Genomic DNA, 16,369 nt, shown 5'->3' on the forward strand with positions numbered 1-16,369 from the left:
CGGTGACCGTCAGACGCCCACCGTCGCGGTCGCCAGGACCTCGTACGTCGTGCCGCGCTGGCGTACCGGCCGACCGATGCCCGCCGCGATGGAGGTCAGCTCGGCGACGGTCTTGGCCGAGCCGTGCTGCGACCCGGCCATCCGGCTGATCGTCTCCTCCATGAGCGTGCCACCGAGGTCGTCGGCGCCGCCGGTGAGCATGGCCTGAGTGCCCTCGACCCCGAGCTTGACCCACGAGGTCTGCACGTGGTCGATGCGCCCGTGCAGCAGGACGCGGGCCAGCGCGTGCACCGCGCGGTTGTCGCGCAGCGTCGGGCCCGGCCGGGCCAGCCCGGCGAGGTAGACCGGCGCGTTGGTGTGCACGAAGGGCAGCGGCACGAACTCCGTGAAGCCACCGGTCTCGTCCTGCAGGGCGGCCAACGTGCGCAGGTGACCCACCCAGTGACGCGGGTGGTCGACGTGGCCATACATCATCGTCGAGCTCGAGCGCAGGCCCAGCTCGTGGGCGGTGCGCACGACGTCGAGCCAGGCCGAGGTCGGCAGCTTGCCCTTGGTGAGCACCCAGCGCACGTCGTCGTCGAGGATCTCGGCGGCGGTGCCGGGGATGGTGTCGAGCCCCGCCTCGCGCAGCTCGGTCAGCCAGTCGCGCACCGAGCGACCCGCCTTGCTCGACGCGGTGGCGATCTCCATGGGAGAGAAGGCATGCACGTGGATGCCGGGCGCCGCCGCCTTCACCGCACGCACGATGTCGACGTAGGCGCTGTGGCCCAGGTCGGGCGAGATGCCGCCCTGCAGACAGACCTCGGTGGCGCCCAGTGCCTGGGCCTCGGCGGCCCGCTGGCCGACCTGCTCGAGCGAGAGCGTGTAGGCGTCGGCGTCGGTCTTGCGCTGCGCGAAGGCGCAGAAGCGGCACCCGACGTAACAGACGTTGGTGAAGTTGATGTTGCGGTTGACGACGTAGGTCACGTCGTCGCCGACGACGTCGCGGCGCAGGTCGTCGGCCAGGGCGGTGAGCGCCTCGAGGGCCGGGCCCTCGGCGGTGACGAGGGCGAGGTACTGCTCGTCGGTCAGGCCCGCCGGGTCGTCGTGAGCCCGGGCGAGAGCCGAGCGCACGTCGGCATCCAGCCGCTCGACGCGCTCGTGCGGCGGTGCCACCACCTGGTCGTCGGCGTGGACGCGCAGCGCGACGGCGTCCCAGTCGCCGTAGACCTGACCGAAGTCGCTGCGGCGGTCATCGGTGCGGCCGCTCTCGTCGACCTCGCGGTGCAGCTCGGTGCGGCCGCTGCTCGCCAGACCGCCGCCGTCGGGCTCCTGCCACGGCTGCCCGACCGGCACGGCGGCCTCGTCGGCGAGACCGGTGGCGGGGTCGACGAGGGCGCGCAGGGCCGGCACGAGCCGCGGGTCGATCCACGGCTCGTCGCGCTCGAGGGTGCCGAGCACGAACCGCGGGTGCACGGTGAGCCGCTCGCGCAGCTCGAGCCCGTGCGCGGCCGTCCACGCGGCGAGGTCGTCGACCTGCGGCCAGGGGCGCTCGGGGTTGACGTGGTCGGGGGTGACGGGCGAGACGCCGCCCCAGTCGTCGACCCCGGCCGCCAGCAGCGGGCCGATCTCGTCGGGGGCCGAGAGGTTGGGCGGCACCTGGAGGGTGACCGACGGGCCGAGCAGCAGGCGCGCCACCGCGACGGTCGCGAGGAACTCCTCGCCCTCGGTGTCGTCGCTCGAGCGCATGGCGGTGTCGTCCTTGGCCCGGAAGTTCTGCACGATGACCTCCTGCACCGAGCCGTACTCGCGGGACACCCGGCGGATCGCGAGAATCGACTCGATGCGGTCGGCGTAGGTCTCGCCGATGCCGACGAGGATGCCGGTGGTGAAGGGCACGCCGATGCGACCGGCGTCCTCGAGCACCCGCAGCCGCACGGCGGGATCCTTGTCGGGAGAGCCGTAGTGAGCCCCGCCGGGCTCGGTGAAGAGCGCGGTCGAGGTCGTCTCGAGCATCATGCCCATCGACGGCGCGACGGGCTTGAGCCGCTGCAGGTCCGACCAGGTCATCACGCCCGGGTTGAGGTGCGGCAGCAGCCCGGTCTCCTCGATGACCCGGATGGCCATCGCCCGCACGTAGGACAGCGTGTCGTCGTAGCCGTGCGCGTCGAGCCACTCGCGCGCCGCTGGCCACCGCTCCTCGGGGCGGTCACCGAGGGTGAACAGCACCTCCTTGCACCCCTGCGCAGCGCCGGCGCGGGCGATGTCGAGCACCTCGTCGGGGCTCAGGTAGGCCGCCGGCAGCCGGTGGGGCACCGTCGCGAAGGTGCAGTAGTGGCAACGGTCCCGGCAGAGCCGCGTCAGCGGCACGAAGACCTTGCGGGAGTAGGTGACCACCCCCGGCCGGCCGGCCGCGACCATCGCCGCGTCGCGCACCCGGGAGGCCGGCTCGCACAGCGCGACGAGGTCGTCCCCACGGGCGTGCAGGAGCACCTCCGCCTCACCGGCGTCGAGGGCCTTCCCGTCACGCGCGCGGGCGAGGGCCCGACGCAGCTGGGAGGACGTGGGAGTCGCAGCGGCCGTCACTCCCCCACGGTATGCGGTCGCGCCGGCGTCGGTCGCGCCGGTCGCCCCCGACCGCTCCATACCCGTGACCGTGTTGCGTGCGAAGTGCCCTTCCCGTGGTCTGGCGACCGCGGAAAGGGCACTTCTGACGCCACACAGTGACGGGGTTGCTCAGCCCTTGGTGGCGCCGAGGGTGAGGCCGGAGACGAACTGCTTCTGCAGGACGAAGAAGACGATGAGCGTCGGGAGGGCGACGACCACCGAGCCGGCGGCCACGAGGTTGTTGTCGGTGAAGAACTGACCGCGCAGGTTGTTGAGCGAGCTGGTGATGGGGTACTTGTCGCCCTGCGAGAGGAGCACCGTGGCCCAGAAGAACTCGTTGTAGATCCAGGTGACCTCGAGGGTCGCCAGGGCCGCGAGCGGCGGGCGGCACAGCGGCAGGGTGAGCTGGAAGAACTGGCGCAGCACCCCGGCCCCGTCGATGACGGCGGACTCGTAGAGCTCACGGGGCAGCGCCTTCATGTAGTTGCTGAGCACGAAGGCGCAGAAGCCGGTCTGAAAGGCGACGTTGACCGCGATCAGACCCCAGTAGCTGTTGAGCAGGGTGCCCGAGTCGCTGAACCACAGAGGGACGGTGATCGCCTTGAACATCCGGAAGACCGGGATGAGCAGGGCCTGCGGGGGCAGCAGGTTGGCGGCGGTGAAGAGCCCGAGCAGCGCGAGGTTGAACTTGAAGGTGAAGCGTGCGACGACGAAGGCGATGCAGGAGGACAGGAAGAGCGTGAGGACCACAGCAGGGACGGTGATGATGAGCGAGTTGATCAGGGTGTGGCCGAAGTTGGCCTGCTGCCACGCGTTGACGTAGTTGGAGAAGGTGAAGCCGCCGAAGGAGATGTAGCCGTTCTGCGCCGTGTAGGCGTAGCTGCGGAACGAGCTGATGACGGCGAAGACCACGGGGAAGAGCCAGATCAGGGCCATCACCGTGAGGAAGGTGTAGAGCAGGACCCTCCCGACGCGACGGGGTCGGGCGGCCTTGGCGACGACCCGGGTGGGCCGCTCCCTGGCGGCGTCCACGGGGGCGCTGGTGGCGGTGGTCATCGTTCCTCCCTCATGATGATGCGCAGGTAGACGACGATGAAGGCCGACGAGATGAGGAGCATGAAGGTCGCGAGGGCCGAGCCGAAGCCGATCCGGCTCGCCTCCCCCACGATGTTCTGGGTCACCAGCGTCGAGATGAGCTCGAGACCGTTGCGTCCCTTGTTGATGACCCACACGAGGTCGAACGCCCGGAGCGACTCGATGACCGTGACCACCAGGACGATGACGTTGATCGGCCTCATCACCGGGAAGATGACGCGGAAGAAGGTCGTCGTCTCACTGGCTCCGTCGACCTTGGCCGCCTCGCGCAGCGTCGGGTCGACGCCCTTGAGGCCCGCCAAGTAGAGCAGCATGACGTAGCCGACCTGCCGCCAGCTGGTGGCGACGAGGGCCGCCCCCAGGTTGTAGCTCTGGTCGCCGTACCAGTCGATGGTGGAGCCGGTGACGGCGTTGATCAGGCCCTGGTCCTTGCTGTACATCAGCTGCCAGATGAAGCCGATGAGAGCCAGCGACAGGACCACCGGCAGGTAGAACGCCGTCTGGTAGATGCGTCCACCCTTGAGCTCCTGGTCGAGCAGGACGGCGAGCAGCATCCCCAGCGGGGTCGCGATGACGAACATCACGACGAGCCAGATGAGGTTGTGCTGCAGCGCCGGCCAGAAGGGCGGGTAGTTCGTCACGACGTTCTGGTAGTTCGTCAGGCCGAGCCACTTGGCTCGGCTCGGGCTGCCGATGCCGTTCCAGTTGGTGAACGACAGCAGCACCGAGCCGACGGCCGGGAACCACACGAGGGCGACCACGAGGAACGTGGGGACCCCCACCATGAGCGAGACGACGATGCGGTCGACCCCGCTCAGGTGGTTGAGCCCCTTGTACCGAGAGCGCTTGCGAGGAGTCTTCGGGGTCTGGTGGGCGGTGTCCGCCGTGACGGTAGCCATGTCAGCTGCTGAAGATGCTGAGCTTCTGCTTCTGGATGCCGGCGACGAGAGAGTCGATCTCGGTCGGAGCCTTGATGAAGCTCTGGATGGCCGGGATCATCACCGTCGAGGCGAAGTCGGGCCGCGTGTCGCGGTCCATGAACTGGGCGATGTTCTTGGCCGACTTGACGAACTCGGCCGACTTCTTCTGCAGGGCGGTGTAGGCCCCGGTGTCGGCGGCCCCGCTCGTCGCGATGACGCTGGGGTCGGCCTTGACGGCGAGGTTCTGCGCGTCGGCGCCTCCGAGGTAGCCGAGCAGCTTCTTGGCGCCGGCCTCGTTCTTGGGCGAGGCCGACAGCATGTAGCCGTCGATCGGCGCCTCGATCGCGTCGGCGCCGATGTTGGAGTCGATCTCGGGGAAGGTGAAGAAGTCGAGGTCGTCCTGCTCGGCGCCCTTGGTGAACTGCTGGGCGACGAAGGCGCCGAGGACGTACATCCCCGACTTCTTCTGCTGCAGGCTCTGGGCCGCCTCCTGCCAGGTGCGCCCGAGGGAGTCGCTCTGGTGGTAGGGCAGCAGGCCACGCCAGGTGTCGAACACCTTCTTGACCTTGTCACCGCTCCAGTCCTCCTTGCCGGCCATCAGGCTGACGTGGTAGTCGAACCCGTTGACCCGCATGTTGATCTGGTCGAACGTGCCCATCGCGGGCCAGCCGTCCTTGTCACCGAAGGCGATCGGCGACAGGCCGTCCTTCTGCATCTGCTTGCTGAGGGTGACCAGCTCGTCCATCGTCTTCGGGACGGTGTAGCCCTTGGAGGAGAAGACGCTCTTGCGGTAGAAGACGCCCCAGGGGTAGTAGGTCGACGGCATGAAGTACTGCTTGCCGTCGTCGCCCGTCGAGGCGATCTTGAGCGCGTCGGTCATGTCGGTCTTGGCCGCCCAGACGTCGCTGATGTCGCCGGCGAGGCCCTGCGAGGCGAAGAAGCGCATGCGGTAGCCGGAGAACCACGAGAACACGTCGTCCGGAGTGCCCTGGAGGTAGTTGTTGATGTTCTCCTGGAAGGAGTTGTGGTCGATCGTGTTGATCTTGACCGACAGGCCGCTGTTGGCCTTGCCGAACGCGTCCATCACCGACTGGACGGCGGCCTTGGGCACGGCGTCCGACTGGTTGGAGCCGAGGGTCACCGTGCCGGTGGCGCCGGAGGTGTTGGCCGTGGCCCCGGGGCTGGTGGTGCTGCTGCTGCCACCACAGGCCGCGAGCAGCGACGGGATGGCGAGCATCGAGGTCGCTCCGACCGCACCCCGCAGGAGGTTGCGGCGCGAGAGGGCCGCGGTGGAGGCGGGTACGAGGCGGGCGAGGTACTCGGCCTCGGTGGACGGACGGCTCATCAGTGGACTCCTTCGACGCTGAACGAGGGGCAGTGGTGGTGATCCGGCCTCCGCACTCCAACGCGAACACCCAGAAACGATCACTTCCGCACTGAAGGATGACCCCGAGATCGCCGACTGTCAAGACTCCGGGCGCGACGACCTTGCCCGGGTCTCACTAGTCGATCCGTTGCCACATAACGAATTCGCTACGCTCCTGCGCTGTGGCACCGCCGTGGGGGATCCGTCGGGCACGATGTTGGTTTCTGTTGACTTTCAGCTCCAGCACCTGAACACTTCGACCCATGCGTTCGTGGCCCGATGATCGTGTCGCTCTCGGTGGCGACTACAACCCCGAGCAGTGGCCCCGTGAGGTCTGGGACGAGGACATCGCCCTGATGGCGCGGGCCGGGGTGTCCTTCGTGACCCTCGGCGTCTTCTCGTGGTCGTGGCTCGAGCCCGCGAAGGGTGAGTACGACTTCGCCTGGCTCGACGACATCATGGACCGCCTCGCCGGAGCCGGCATCGCGGTCGACCTCGCGACGGCGACCGCAACCCCACCGCCGTGGTTCTCGCTGGCCTTCCCCCAGACGCTGCCGGTCGACCACGACGGGCACACGCTGTGGCCGGGCAGCCGGCAGACGTGGTGCCCGAGCTCGGAGGTCTACCGCGAGCACGCGCTCGCCCTCACCACGGCCCTGGCCACCCGGTATCACGAGCACCCCGCCCTGGCCATGTGGCACGTCTCCAACGAGTACGCCTGCCACAACCTGCCCTGCTACTGCGACACCTGCGCCGGTGCCTTCCGCCGCTGGCTCCAGCGCCGGTACGACGACCTCGAGCACCTCAACGACGCCTGGGGCACCGCCTTCTGGAGCCAGCGGTACACGGCGTGGGAGCAGATCCTGCCCCCGCGGCGCACCACAGCCTTCGCCAACCCGACGCAGCAGCTCGACTTCGCCCGCTTCGGGTCCGACACCCTGCTGGACTTCTACCGGGCCGAGAAGCAGGTCCTGACCACCCTCTCCCCCGGCGTGCCGGTCACGACCAACTTCATGACGATGACGCACTTCCGTCACCTCGACTACCACCGCTGGGCCCCCCACCAGGACGTCGTCAGCACCGATCACTACGTCGTCGACGGCCTCGAGCACCCGCGGGCCGAGCTCGCCTTCAGCGGCGACGTGACGCGCGGTCTCGCCGACGGCTCACCGTGGCTGCTGATGGAGCACTCGACGTCGGCCGTCAACTGGCAGCCGGTCAACCGGGCCAAGGCCCCCGGCCAGACGCTGCGCGACAGCCTCGCCCACGTGGCGCGCGGCGCCGACACCATCGGCTTCTTCCAGTGGCGCCAGTCGCTCTCGGGGTCGGAGAAGTTCCACTCGGCGATGGTGCCCCACGCCGGCCCCGACAGCGCCCGCTTCCGCGAGGTCTGCCGGCTCGGGGAGGTCGCCGCCCGCCTCGGCGAGGTGTGCGGCTCCCGCGTCGAGGCCTCCGTGGCCCTGCTGTGGGACTACGAGGCGCAGTGGGCGGGGACGGGACCCGCGATGCCGTCCCAGCTGCTCGACTACCCCGTCGTGGCCCGTGCGGTCCACCGGCTCCTGCGCGACCGGGGCGTGACGCTCGACGTGGTGCACCCGGGCGCTGACCTCGCTTCCTACGGCCTCGTGGTGGTGCCGACGCTCTACCTCGTCTCCGATGCGCACGCAGCCGCGATCGCCGCCGCCGCCGAGCGGGGCGCGACCGTGCTCGTAACGATGTTCTCCGGCATCAGCGACGAGGACGACCACGTGCGCCCGGGCGGCTACCCCGGAGCCTTTTGTGACCTGCTGGGCGTGCGCGTCGAGGAGTTCTTCCCCCTGCGCGAGGGCGAGGCCGTCGGCCTCGAGGGCGGGGGGCACGGCGAGATCTGGTCGGAGGACGTGACGGCCGTCGACGCCGTCGTCGTCGACCGCTTCGCCACCGGGCCGCTCTCCGGGCGGCCCGCTCTCACCCGGCGCGACGTCGGTGTGGGGTCGGCCTGGTATCTGAGCACCCTGCCCGACGACACCCACCTCGACGCTCTGCTCGGGCAGCTGGTGGCCGAGGCCGGGGTGCACCCGGCCGCCGACGTCTCCCCCGGGGTAGAGGCCGTCCGACGCTCCGGGCCAGGCGGGTCGTGGCTCTTCCTCGCCAACGACACCGACCAGCCGCAGCGGGTGACCACCCGGGGCCACGACCTGGTCGCCGACGTCACCGTCGACGGCGAGATCACCCTCGCCCCCGGTCACGTCGCCGTCGTGCGTGAAGGATGAGGACCGTGCTCGCCAGCCAGCGCCGCTCGACCATCCTGTCGCTGGTCGACGAGACGGGCGCCGTCAAGGTCTCCGACCTGGTGGACCACCTGCAGGTCTCGGACATGACGATCAGGCGCGACATCGAGCAGCTGGCGCGCGAGGGACGGCTCGAGCGAGTGCACGGCGGAGCCGTCTCCCTCGGGCAGGCGAGCTCGCACGAGCCCGGCTTCCTCGTGAAGTCGGCGCTGATGACGGCCGAGAAGCGGGCCATCGCCGAGCACGCGGCCACCCTCGTCGAGCCCGGCTCGGCGGTCGCGATCTCCGCCGGTACGACGACCTACGAGCTGGCACGCTGCCTGCGCACGGTGCCGGACATCACGATCGTGACCAACTCGGTGCCGGTCGCCCAGCTGCTGCACGAGTCGAGCGCCCCCGGGCAGACCGTGGTGCTCACCGGTGGGCTGCGCACGCCGTCCGACGCGCTCGTCGGCCCGGTCGCGGTGACGGCGCTGCGGTCGCTGCACGTCGACCGGCTGTTCCTCGGCGTGCACGGGATGGACTCACGGGCCGGGCTGACCACCCCCAACATCGTCGAGGCCGAGACCAACCGCGCACTGGTCGCCTCGGCCCGCCAGACGGTGATCCTGGCCGACCACACCAAGTGGGGGGTCGTCGGGCTCAGCACCATCATCGCGCTCGCCGAGGTCGACCTGCTCGTCACCGACTCCGGGCTGCCCTCGCGGGCCCGCACGGCCCTCGAGGACGCCGTGACGCAGCTCGTGGTCGTCCGGGCGGGTGGGCGTGGTCAGCGGGCCCCCGCGGTGGCGACGCAGCGGTAGCAGACGGGCCCCGTAGGCCCGGGGCCCGCAGACACACAGCACGGCCCGTCACCGGTGGAGGTGACGGGCCGTGCTCATGTGGTCACTCGTGGGCTTGCGCGGGGCCCGTGATGAGGCGCGTTGGTCACATACGACCGAAGCTGACGTTCTGCATGGTCCAGATGCTGTGCAGTCCGCTGGACTGGCCCGGGCGGGGATCGTCGTACATGACGCCGGGGCCGGCGTAGATACCGACGTGGTAGGCCGGGAAGCCGACGAAGACCAGGTCGCCGGGGACCGGGTTCGTCACGCGGGTGGCGGCCAGACGCTGGGCCTCGGCCGTGCGGGGCAGCGAGATGCCGACCGCGCGGAAGACGAGACTGGTGTATCCGGAGCAGTCGGCGCCCGCGGTCGACATGCCGCCCCAGAGGTAGGGGATGCCGCTGAGCGCCCGTGCTGCGCCGAGGATGCCACCGCTCGGAGCCGGCAGCGCGATGGTGCGGGTGGCCGGTGCAGCCGACGAGGTCGAGGCAGCCGACGCAGTCGGCGTGCTCGTGATGGCGACGCGGCTGGCGGAGCGTGAGACCCGGGCGACCGGGGCGGCGGGAGCCGGAGCGGGCTGCACGACCTTCTTGACGATCTTCTTGATCGTCATGGGGACCGCAGTGGCCACAGCCTTCTTGCCGGTGAAGCCGATGACCCCGTAGGTCGGCGCGTTGGCCGGCGTCGCGGGGGCCTCGACGGCGACGGCGCCGACGGCCGGGGCCGTAGCCTGCTTCGCGGAGGCAACCAGGGCGGTTCCGTTGTCACCGGGGGCGGCCGCGGCCGGGAGGGCGAAGGTGGCCAGCAGGCCACCGGAGGCCACCACGACGGCCGAGACCTTCATGGCCGGCTGCGCGGAGACGGCAGCGATATCGGCGAGTTCGGAGATGGGACTGAATCCCGGGGCGCGATGGCGCCCAACAAGCGTACGAGCCACGAATGAAACCTCTCAAGCGCCTACGAAGTGAGCTGTCGGGTTCGGGTGGGAGGTTCTGCTGTTCACCCGGCCCTCGTCACGAGACCTCGCGGTCCCGAGCCAAGGGCTTCACCCCGAGACCGTCCGGAGACGGTCGAAGGTGGTTCCCCCGCTCCTGCCAGCGGTTGTGCTTTTCTCATCCGAGTGGCAGGACTAGGCGTCTCGGGAAGAACCCTGACCGGTGTTCGGCCAAGTGCGGCATACGCTACAACAGAGGTATCGCTCGTGTCACATGAAGGTCACGAAAGTGTCACCATTGCCCGGAATATCCCGCTCAGGATGTGGATAACCCCGAAAAAGATGGCCCGATCGGGTGGTAGGGACTAGTCATCGACCCCGGGGGACCCCGAGCCCGACCCCGAGCCCGACCCCGAGCCCGACCCCGAGCCCGACCCCGAGCCGGCTCAGGACCGGCCCAGTGCCGGCTCAGATCCGGGCGGCGAAGACGTGGACGGCGACGCCGGTCGGCAGGGAGACCCCGGTGCTGAGCTCGTCGCCCTCGCGGACGGCGATCACCCGACCGCCCTGGAGGCTGACCGAGACCCGCTCACCCGGCAGCAGACCGGCACTGGTGAGCAGCGTGAGGGCCTCGTGGTCCACCTGCACCGTCTCACCGATGCGGCGCACCACGACGAGGACCGGCTCGGCGGTGGCGATCTCGACGAGGGTCTCGACGCCGTGGCGGAAGGACTCGCCGCCCTCCTCCCCGAGCTCGTCGAGCCCCGGGATGGGGTTGCCGTAGGGCGAGACGAGGTGGTCGTCGAGCATGGCGAGGATCTTGCGCTCGACGCGCTCGCTCATGACGTGCTCCCAGCGGCACGCCTCGTCGTGCACGAACTCCCACTCCAGCCCGATGACGTCGACCAGCAGCCGCTCGGCCAGGCGGTGCTTGCGCATCACGCGCGTGGCGAGGGTGCGCCCCTGGTCGGTCAGCCGCAGCTGCCGGTCGTCGGCGACGTGCAGCAGCCCGTCGCGCTCCATCCGGGCCACGGTCTGGCTCACCGTGGGCCCGGAGTGGCCCAGCCGCTCGGCGATGCGCGCGCGCAGCGGGGTGATGCCTTCTTCCTCCAGCTCGAAGATCGTCTTGAGGTACATCTCCGTCGTGTCGATCAGGTCCGTCACCTGCGGATTCTCGCAGAAGCCACCGACGGCCCCGCTACCGTCGGCCGGGCCCGTCCGCCCCGCGCTCCCGCCGCCGCTCCAGCGACCCCCGCGAGACGGGGTCGAAGCGCGGCACCCACACCCGCAGCCAGCCGGCCCCGGCGAGGGCGAGCGCACCCATCGCGACGGCGGCCGCCGCCAGCGGCACGACGGTGGTGAGGGCCGAGATGAGGCCAGGGCCGGCCGCGTTGCCGCTGTCCGACATCAGCCGCCAGCCCCCGAGGAACTGCGCGCGGTCGCGGGTCGGTGAGGCATCGGCGCCGAGCGTCATGACCACGCCGGAGCCGAGGCCGTTGCCGGCCGCCATCACGGTCGCCACGAGGGCGACGAGGCCGAACGACCCGGCCAGCGGCAGCAGCGCCATTCCGAGCCCGAGCACGACCATGCTCGGGACGACCACGTAGAGGCGGCCCCAGCGGTCCATGATGCGACCGCCCGGATAGAACAGCAGCATGTCGACGGCCCCGGCGATGCCGAAGACGAGGCTGGTGTGCGCCGCGTCGAGCCCGATGCCCTCGGCCCACAGCGGTACCAGCGCCGTGCGGCAGGAGCGGGCGCCCGAGATGAACAGCACCCCGACACCGAGGGTGCGCAGGGTGCGACGGTGCTCGAGCAGCACCGAGCCCACAGAGCGTCGTACGGGGTCGCGCAGCTGCGCCGCCCGCTCGCCGGAGGTCAGGTCGGGCACGACCAGGAGGAGGGCGAAGGCGGCCGTCGAGGCGAGCAGCCCGACGCCGTAGGCCGCCGACACACCGAAGCGGCTGACCGCGGCCGCCCCGAGGAAGGGCCCCACGAACAGGCCGATGCGGCTGACCCCGCCGAGGGTCGACAGGGCGCGGGCCCGCAGGCGGATCGGCACCACCTCGGTGAGGTAGGCCTGACGGGCCAGGCCGAAGACGGACGCCGCGAGACCGAGCACCACGAGCGATGCGGCCAGCACCCACACGTGGCGGGCGAGGGCGCAGCCGAGCATGCCGACCGCTTCGATCCCGCACGCGAGCAGCAGGGCCGTGCGCTCCCCCAGCCGGGCGGCGAGCGCGCCCGCCGGTATGTCGCCGAGCAGCTGCCCGACACCCATGAGCGCGACCATGAACGCGGCGAGGTTGACGCCGGCCCCGAGGTCGCGCGCAGAGAGCACGATGACCGGGGCGACCGCCCCCGTGCCGACAGCGCTGAGCACGCTCGGCCCGTAGGCCGCGAGCGCGATCGACCTCAGGTCTGCGAGCGAGTCCACCGCGAGCACTCTAGGCATGGAACGAAACCCCCTTGTGGGCGCTGCCCCGCCGACTTAGGGTTTGAGGACACGAGAAGGGAGGTGGTCCAGTAGTGAATTCTTCGAGGACGCGTGAGGTGACTGCGCGATAGCGCAGCCGTATCGCTGACCGCCTCGGTCGGCAACGGACGTGCGATCGCCAGATCCAGCAGTCGCCGCGGCCCGTGGGTGGTGGTGCCCCCGTCCAGGCACCCGCCGGTTCCCTCCCCCGTGGAGGACTCGGCGCCCACGGGCTCGTCCGTGCCCCTGCTCGCCTGCGGGCTGGCGACACCTCAGGGCTGGCGGCGGGTGAGCACCCAGGCGGCCCGGTCGTCGAGCGCCGGGTGCGCACTCACGTCCTGCGCCGCGACCCCGCCCCCGGCGCCGACAGCGGTGAAGACGAGCCGGTCGTGCAGCCGGTTGCTGCGCCCGGCCCAGAGCTCGACCTCGGTCGCGCGCACCCGGTAGCCGGCCCAGGTCGGCGGCACCGGCACGTCGTCGGGCCGACCGTGGTCGGGGTACTGCGCGGCATACCGGGCGTAGTCGTCCTCCAGCTGGCCGCGGTCCCGCGCCGGCGCCGACTGGTGCGAGGCCCACGCGCTGATCCGCGAGCCCCAGGGGCGGGTGACCCAGTAGTCGTGCACCTCGGGCGCCGCGATCCGCTCGACCGTGCCACGCAGCCGGATCGCGCGGAACATCGCCGGCCAGGTCAGCGCGACCGCGATGTGCGCGTTGGCCGCGAGCTCGAGGCCCTTCGTCGAGTCGGTCGAGCTGACGAAGCCCGGCCCGCGCTGGTCGAGGAAGCGCATGAGCACGGTGCGCACGTTCGGCACGCCGTGCGCGTCGGCCGTCGCGACCGACAGCGCGCGGGGCTCGTAGACGTCGGGGTTCGTCAGTGCCCGCTGATCGGCCTCGTCGACCCAGCGGCGCACCTGCGCATAGGGCGTCGACTCGAGCATCTCCTCGGTGAGCCCGTCACCGGTGTAGTCGTGCCGCTGGACCTGTCCTGCGGCGTGTGCCGCGTCGCTGTTCACCCGGCCAAGGCTAGGCGCCGGGACGGGGGGCTGCTCAGGTGCCGATCCGGATCCCCAGCTGGTCGGCGAGCGCATCGGCCAGGTCGAGCAGCTGCAGGCGGCTGATCGTGGCGCCGCGCAGGCTCGCGAGGCCGCGGGGGGCGACGAGGCGCGGGCCCGACAGGTCGACCTCGGTCATCGTCACCCCGGAGAACTGCGCCGTCACCAGCTGGCAGCCGTCGAAGGACACCCGCTTGAGCGTCGCACCGGCCAGGTCGGGCTCGAGCAGCACCACGTCCTCGAAGACGACGTCGGTCAGGGTGGCGCCGCGCAGGTTGAGGAAGTCGACCTTGCCGCCTACGACGCGCACGTCACGCCATACGGACCCGTAGGCCGATGGCGCCCCGAGGCGGGGGTCGGTGACCACGGTGTCGGCGAGGGTCGCGTCCGAGAGGTCGATGCCCGCGCCGCGCACCCGGGTGAGCACGCTCTCGGAGAATCGGGCTCCCGACAGGTCGGCCTCGGTGAGGTCGACGTCCACCAGGGCGCACTCGAGGAAGCGGGACCCGGCGGCGCGCGCCCGGGTGAGGTCGGCGTCACGCACGACGACCCGGTCGTAGGTCTCGTCGGCCACCAGCGGCGCGTCATGGGCCTCGAGCGTGTGGGGGTCGAGCGGCGGGCGGGGCGGTCGACGGGCGGAGCGGCGCGGCGGCATCCGCCCATCCTGCCCCGCCACCCCTCCCGCCACCCCTCCCGCGTTCCGGGCGGGTGGGGGGTGAGGTCAGACCTGCGGACCCTCGGTGCGCAGCTTCTCGACCTCGGCCATGGCCTCCCGCAGGCCCTGGAGCCACTCGTCGGCGTGCTGGCCGACGAGCGTGACGGCCCAGGCGAGCGCCTCGGAGCGGGAGCGGGCGACGCCGGCGTCGACGAGGGTGTCGAGCACCTGACGCTGCGGCTGGCGCAGCCGCGTCATGACCGGCACCGCCTGGTGGGTGAAGATCGCCGACTCGTCGCCGATCGTCGCGCCCCAGCCGACCTTGCGGCCGTAGCGGGCCTCGGCCTCGAGGGCGATGGCCACCCGCTCGTCGCGGGTGTCCTCGCGGAAGCGGCTGATCCGCCCCTGGGCCGCGGCCGCCGACGACTCGCCGTCAGCACTGTCGACGGGCGGCAGCTCGCCGACGACGATGACCTCCTCGCGGTCGACCGAGACGGTCGGTGAGCCGGTGTACCAGCCGCTCGGCAGTCGCCCGGCGAACCAGGCGACGACGTCGTCGGCCGCGGGGAGGTCGGCCTGCTGCCAGCCGCCCGGGCGACCGAAGCCGCCTCCGCGCCGGCCGGGACCGCCCGGACCCATCGGTCCGAAGCCGGGGCCCCAGCCGGGTCCGAAGCCGGGCCCGCCCGGGCCCCCCGGGCCACCGCCGCGGCGTCCGCGGCGGCCTCCGCGTGGGCCGCGCTCCTGCTCCTCGTCGGAGAAGCGCTCGGCGAACCGCTCGGCGAAGGGGTGGTGGTGGCCCGCATCCGGGCCGTGGTGGTCGTGGTGGTGACTCATGTGGTGCTCCTTCGTAATGGTGATTACATGATTACAGACAAAGGAACGGCGCACCAGCCCCCGCTGTTCCCGACTCCGGTCCACCCCGTGGAAACGAAGGGGGCATCCCCTCCCGCGGTGGTCTCATGAGGTATGAGCGACCCCCGCCTGACCATCCCCGCCGACCTGCTGCCGCAGGACGGTCGCTTCGGCTCGGGCCCGAGCAAGGTGCGGCCCGAGCAGGTCGCCCACCTGGCCTCCCTCGGGCGGACGGTGCTCGGCACGTCGCACCGACAGGACCCCGTACGCCGTCTCGTCCGCGAGGTGCGCGAGGGGCTCGCCGAGCTGTTCTCGCTGCCCGACGGCTACGAGGTCGTGCTCGGCAACGGTGGCTCGACGGCCTTCTGGGACGTCGCCGCCTTCGGCCTCGTGCGCGAGCGCAGCCAGCACCTGGCCTTCGGGGAGTTCTCGGCGAAGTTCGCCGCCGTCACCGCGGGCGCCCCCTTCCTCGGCGAGCCGACCGTCGTGCGGGCAGAGCCCGGTGGCCTCGCGACCGCGCACGCCGAGACCGGCGTCGACGCCTATGCCTGGCCGCACAACGAGACGTCCACCGGCGTGATGGCGCCGGTGCGTCGAGTCGAGGGCGCCGACGACGGCGCGCTGATGCTGGTCGACGCGACCTCGGGTGCGGGCGGGCTGCCGGTCGACGTCACCGAGACCGACGTCTACTACTTCGCCCCGCAGAAGTCCTTCGCCTCGGACGGCGGGCTGTGGCTGGCGACGTTCTCCCCCGCAGCGCTCGCCCGCGTCGACGAGATCGCCGGCAGCGGCCGGTGGGTCCCTGACTTCTTCAGCCTGCCGACCGCGGTCGCCCAGAGCCGCCTGGACCAGACCTACAACACACCGGCCGTCGCGACCATCGCGATGATGGGTGAGCAGCTGCGGTGGATCAACGGCCAGGGCGGGCTGGGGTGGGCCGTGTCCCGCACCCTCGACAGCTCGAGCCGCCTGTATGCGTGGGCCGAGAGGACCTCCTACACCACGCCGTTCGTCACCGAGCCGTCAGCGCGCAGCCAGGTCGTCGGCACCATCGACCTCGACCCGGAGGTCGACGCGGCCGCGGTCGCGGCGACGCTGCGGGCCAACGGCGTCGTCGACGTCGAGCCCTACCGGCGGCTCGGTCGCAACCAGCTGCGGGTCGCGATGTTCCCCGCCGTCGACCCCGACGACGTCTCCGCGCTCACGGCCTGCATCGACTGGGTGGTCGAGCAGCTCGGCTGACCTGATGGGCTGCCCGGGCTGAGGCGCTGATGGGGTCAGTGCAGGGTCTGGACGAACGCCGACACCGCGGCGACCACGACGAGACCGACCAGCACGA

Annotated in this window: 13 protein-coding genes and 1 riboswitch; of the genes, 3 read left to right on the forward strand and 10 right to left on the reverse strand. The window is 71.3% G+C overall.

Annotated elements, in window-relative coordinates; translation table 11 throughout:
- Positions 1 to 9: 9 nt before the first annotated feature.
- The 4 genes from V3N99_06870 to V3N99_06885 form a co-directional block, all read right to left on the reverse strand.
- Positions 10 to 2,565, reverse strand: a complete 2,556-nt coding sequence (locus V3N99_06870; protein MEO3936467.1) for a bifunctional FO biosynthesis protein CofGH — start codon at positions 2,563 to 2,565, stop codon at positions 10 to 12.
- Positions 2,566 to 2,715: 150 nt separating this feature from the next.
- Positions 2,716 to 3,642: a carbohydrate ABC transporter permease gene (locus tag V3N99_06875; GenBank protein ID MEO3936468.1), complete on the reverse strand. Its 927-nt coding sequence runs from the start codon at positions 3,640 to 3,642 to the stop codon at positions 2,716 to 2,718.
- Positions 3,639 to 4,580: a sugar ABC transporter permease gene (locus V3N99_06880; GenBank protein MEO3936469.1), complete on the reverse strand. Its 942-nt coding sequence runs from the start codon at positions 4,578 to 4,580 to the stop codon at positions 3,639 to 3,641. Before V3N99_06880 ends, V3N99_06875 begins: the two co-directional genes overlap by 4 nt.
- Position 4,581: 1 nt before the next feature.
- Positions 4,582 to 5,946 (reverse strand): ABC transporter substrate-binding protein, encoded by a 1,365-nt coding sequence (locus tag V3N99_06885; GenBank protein ID MEO3936470.1) that lies wholly within the window; start codon positions 5,944 to 5,946, stop codon positions 4,582 to 4,584.
- 284 nt (positions 5,947 to 6,230) lie between these two features.
- Here V3N99_06885 and V3N99_06890 point away from each other — a divergent pair, with 284 nt between their 5' ends.
- Both V3N99_06890 and V3N99_06895 read left to right on the forward strand, forming a co-directional pair.
- Positions 6,231 to 8,219, forward strand: coding sequence for a beta-galactosidase (locus V3N99_06890; GenBank protein ID MEO3936471.1), 1,989 nt, complete (start codon positions 6,231 to 6,233; stop codon positions 8,217 to 8,219).
- Between the two features lie 5 nt (positions 8,220 to 8,224).
- Positions 8,225 to 9,040, forward strand: coding sequence for a DeoR/GlpR family DNA-binding transcription regulator (locus V3N99_06895; protein MEO3936472.1), 816 nt, complete (start codon positions 8,225 to 8,227; stop codon positions 9,038 to 9,040).
- A gap of 124 nt (positions 9,041 to 9,164) precedes the next feature.
- Here V3N99_06895 and V3N99_06900 read toward each other — a convergent pair whose 3' ends face one another.
- The 6 genes from V3N99_06900 to V3N99_06925 form a co-directional block, all read right to left on the reverse strand.
- On the reverse strand, positions 9,165 to 9,905 hold the full coding sequence (locus V3N99_06900) for an NlpC/P60 family protein (GenBank protein MEO3936473.1): 741 nt from the start codon (positions 9,903 to 9,905) through the stop codon (positions 9,165 to 9,167).
- A gap of 97 nt (positions 9,906 to 10,002) precedes the next feature.
- Positions 10,003 to 10,171, reverse strand: a riboswitch (cyclic di-AMP (ydaO/yuaA leader).
- A gap of 292 nt (positions 10,172 to 10,463) precedes the next feature.
- Positions 10,464 to 11,159 (reverse strand): metal-dependent transcriptional regulator, encoded by a 696-nt coding sequence (locus V3N99_06905; protein ID MEO3936474.1) that lies wholly within the window; start codon positions 11,157 to 11,159, stop codon positions 10,464 to 10,466.
- A gap of 34 nt (positions 11,160 to 11,193) precedes the next feature.
- Positions 11,194 to 12,432, reverse strand: coding sequence for an MFS transporter (locus tag V3N99_06910; protein ID MEO3936475.1), 1,239 nt, complete (start codon positions 12,430 to 12,432; stop codon positions 11,194 to 11,196).
- A gap of 311 nt (positions 12,433 to 12,743) precedes the next feature.
- Positions 12,744 to 13,484 carry a pyridoxal 5'-phosphate synthase gene (locus tag V3N99_06915; protein MEO3936476.1) on the reverse strand — a complete coding sequence of 247 codons (741 nt, stop codon included), beginning with the start codon at positions 13,482 to 13,484 and terminating at the stop codon, positions 12,744 to 12,746.
- Positions 13,485 to 13,518: 34 nt separating this feature from the next.
- Positions 13,519 to 14,178 carry a pentapeptide repeat-containing protein gene (locus V3N99_06920; GenBank protein ID MEO3936477.1) on the reverse strand — a complete coding sequence of 220 codons (660 nt, stop codon included), beginning with the start codon at positions 14,176 to 14,178 and terminating at the stop codon, positions 13,519 to 13,521.
- Between the two features lie 66 nt (positions 14,179 to 14,244).
- Positions 14,245 to 15,012 carry a hypothetical protein gene (locus V3N99_06925; GenBank protein ID MEO3936478.1) on the reverse strand — a complete coding sequence of 256 codons (768 nt, stop codon included), beginning with the start codon at positions 15,010 to 15,012 and terminating at the stop codon, positions 14,245 to 14,247.
- Between the two features lie 132 nt (positions 15,013 to 15,144).
- Between V3N99_06925 and serC the strand changes: the two genes are divergently transcribed.
- On the forward strand, positions 15,145 to 16,272 hold the full coding sequence (serC, locus tag V3N99_06930) for a phosphoserine transaminase (GenBank protein MEO3936479.1): 1,128 nt from the start codon (positions 15,145 to 15,147) through the stop codon (positions 16,270 to 16,272).
- Positions 16,273 to 16,369: the final 97 nt, after the last annotated feature.

The organism is Dermatophilaceae bacterium Soc4.6 (genome assembly GCA_039889245.1).
In the GTDB taxonomy this organism is placed as follows: domain Bacteria; phylum Actinomycetota; class Actinomycetes; order Actinomycetales; family Dermatophilaceae; genus Lapillicoccus.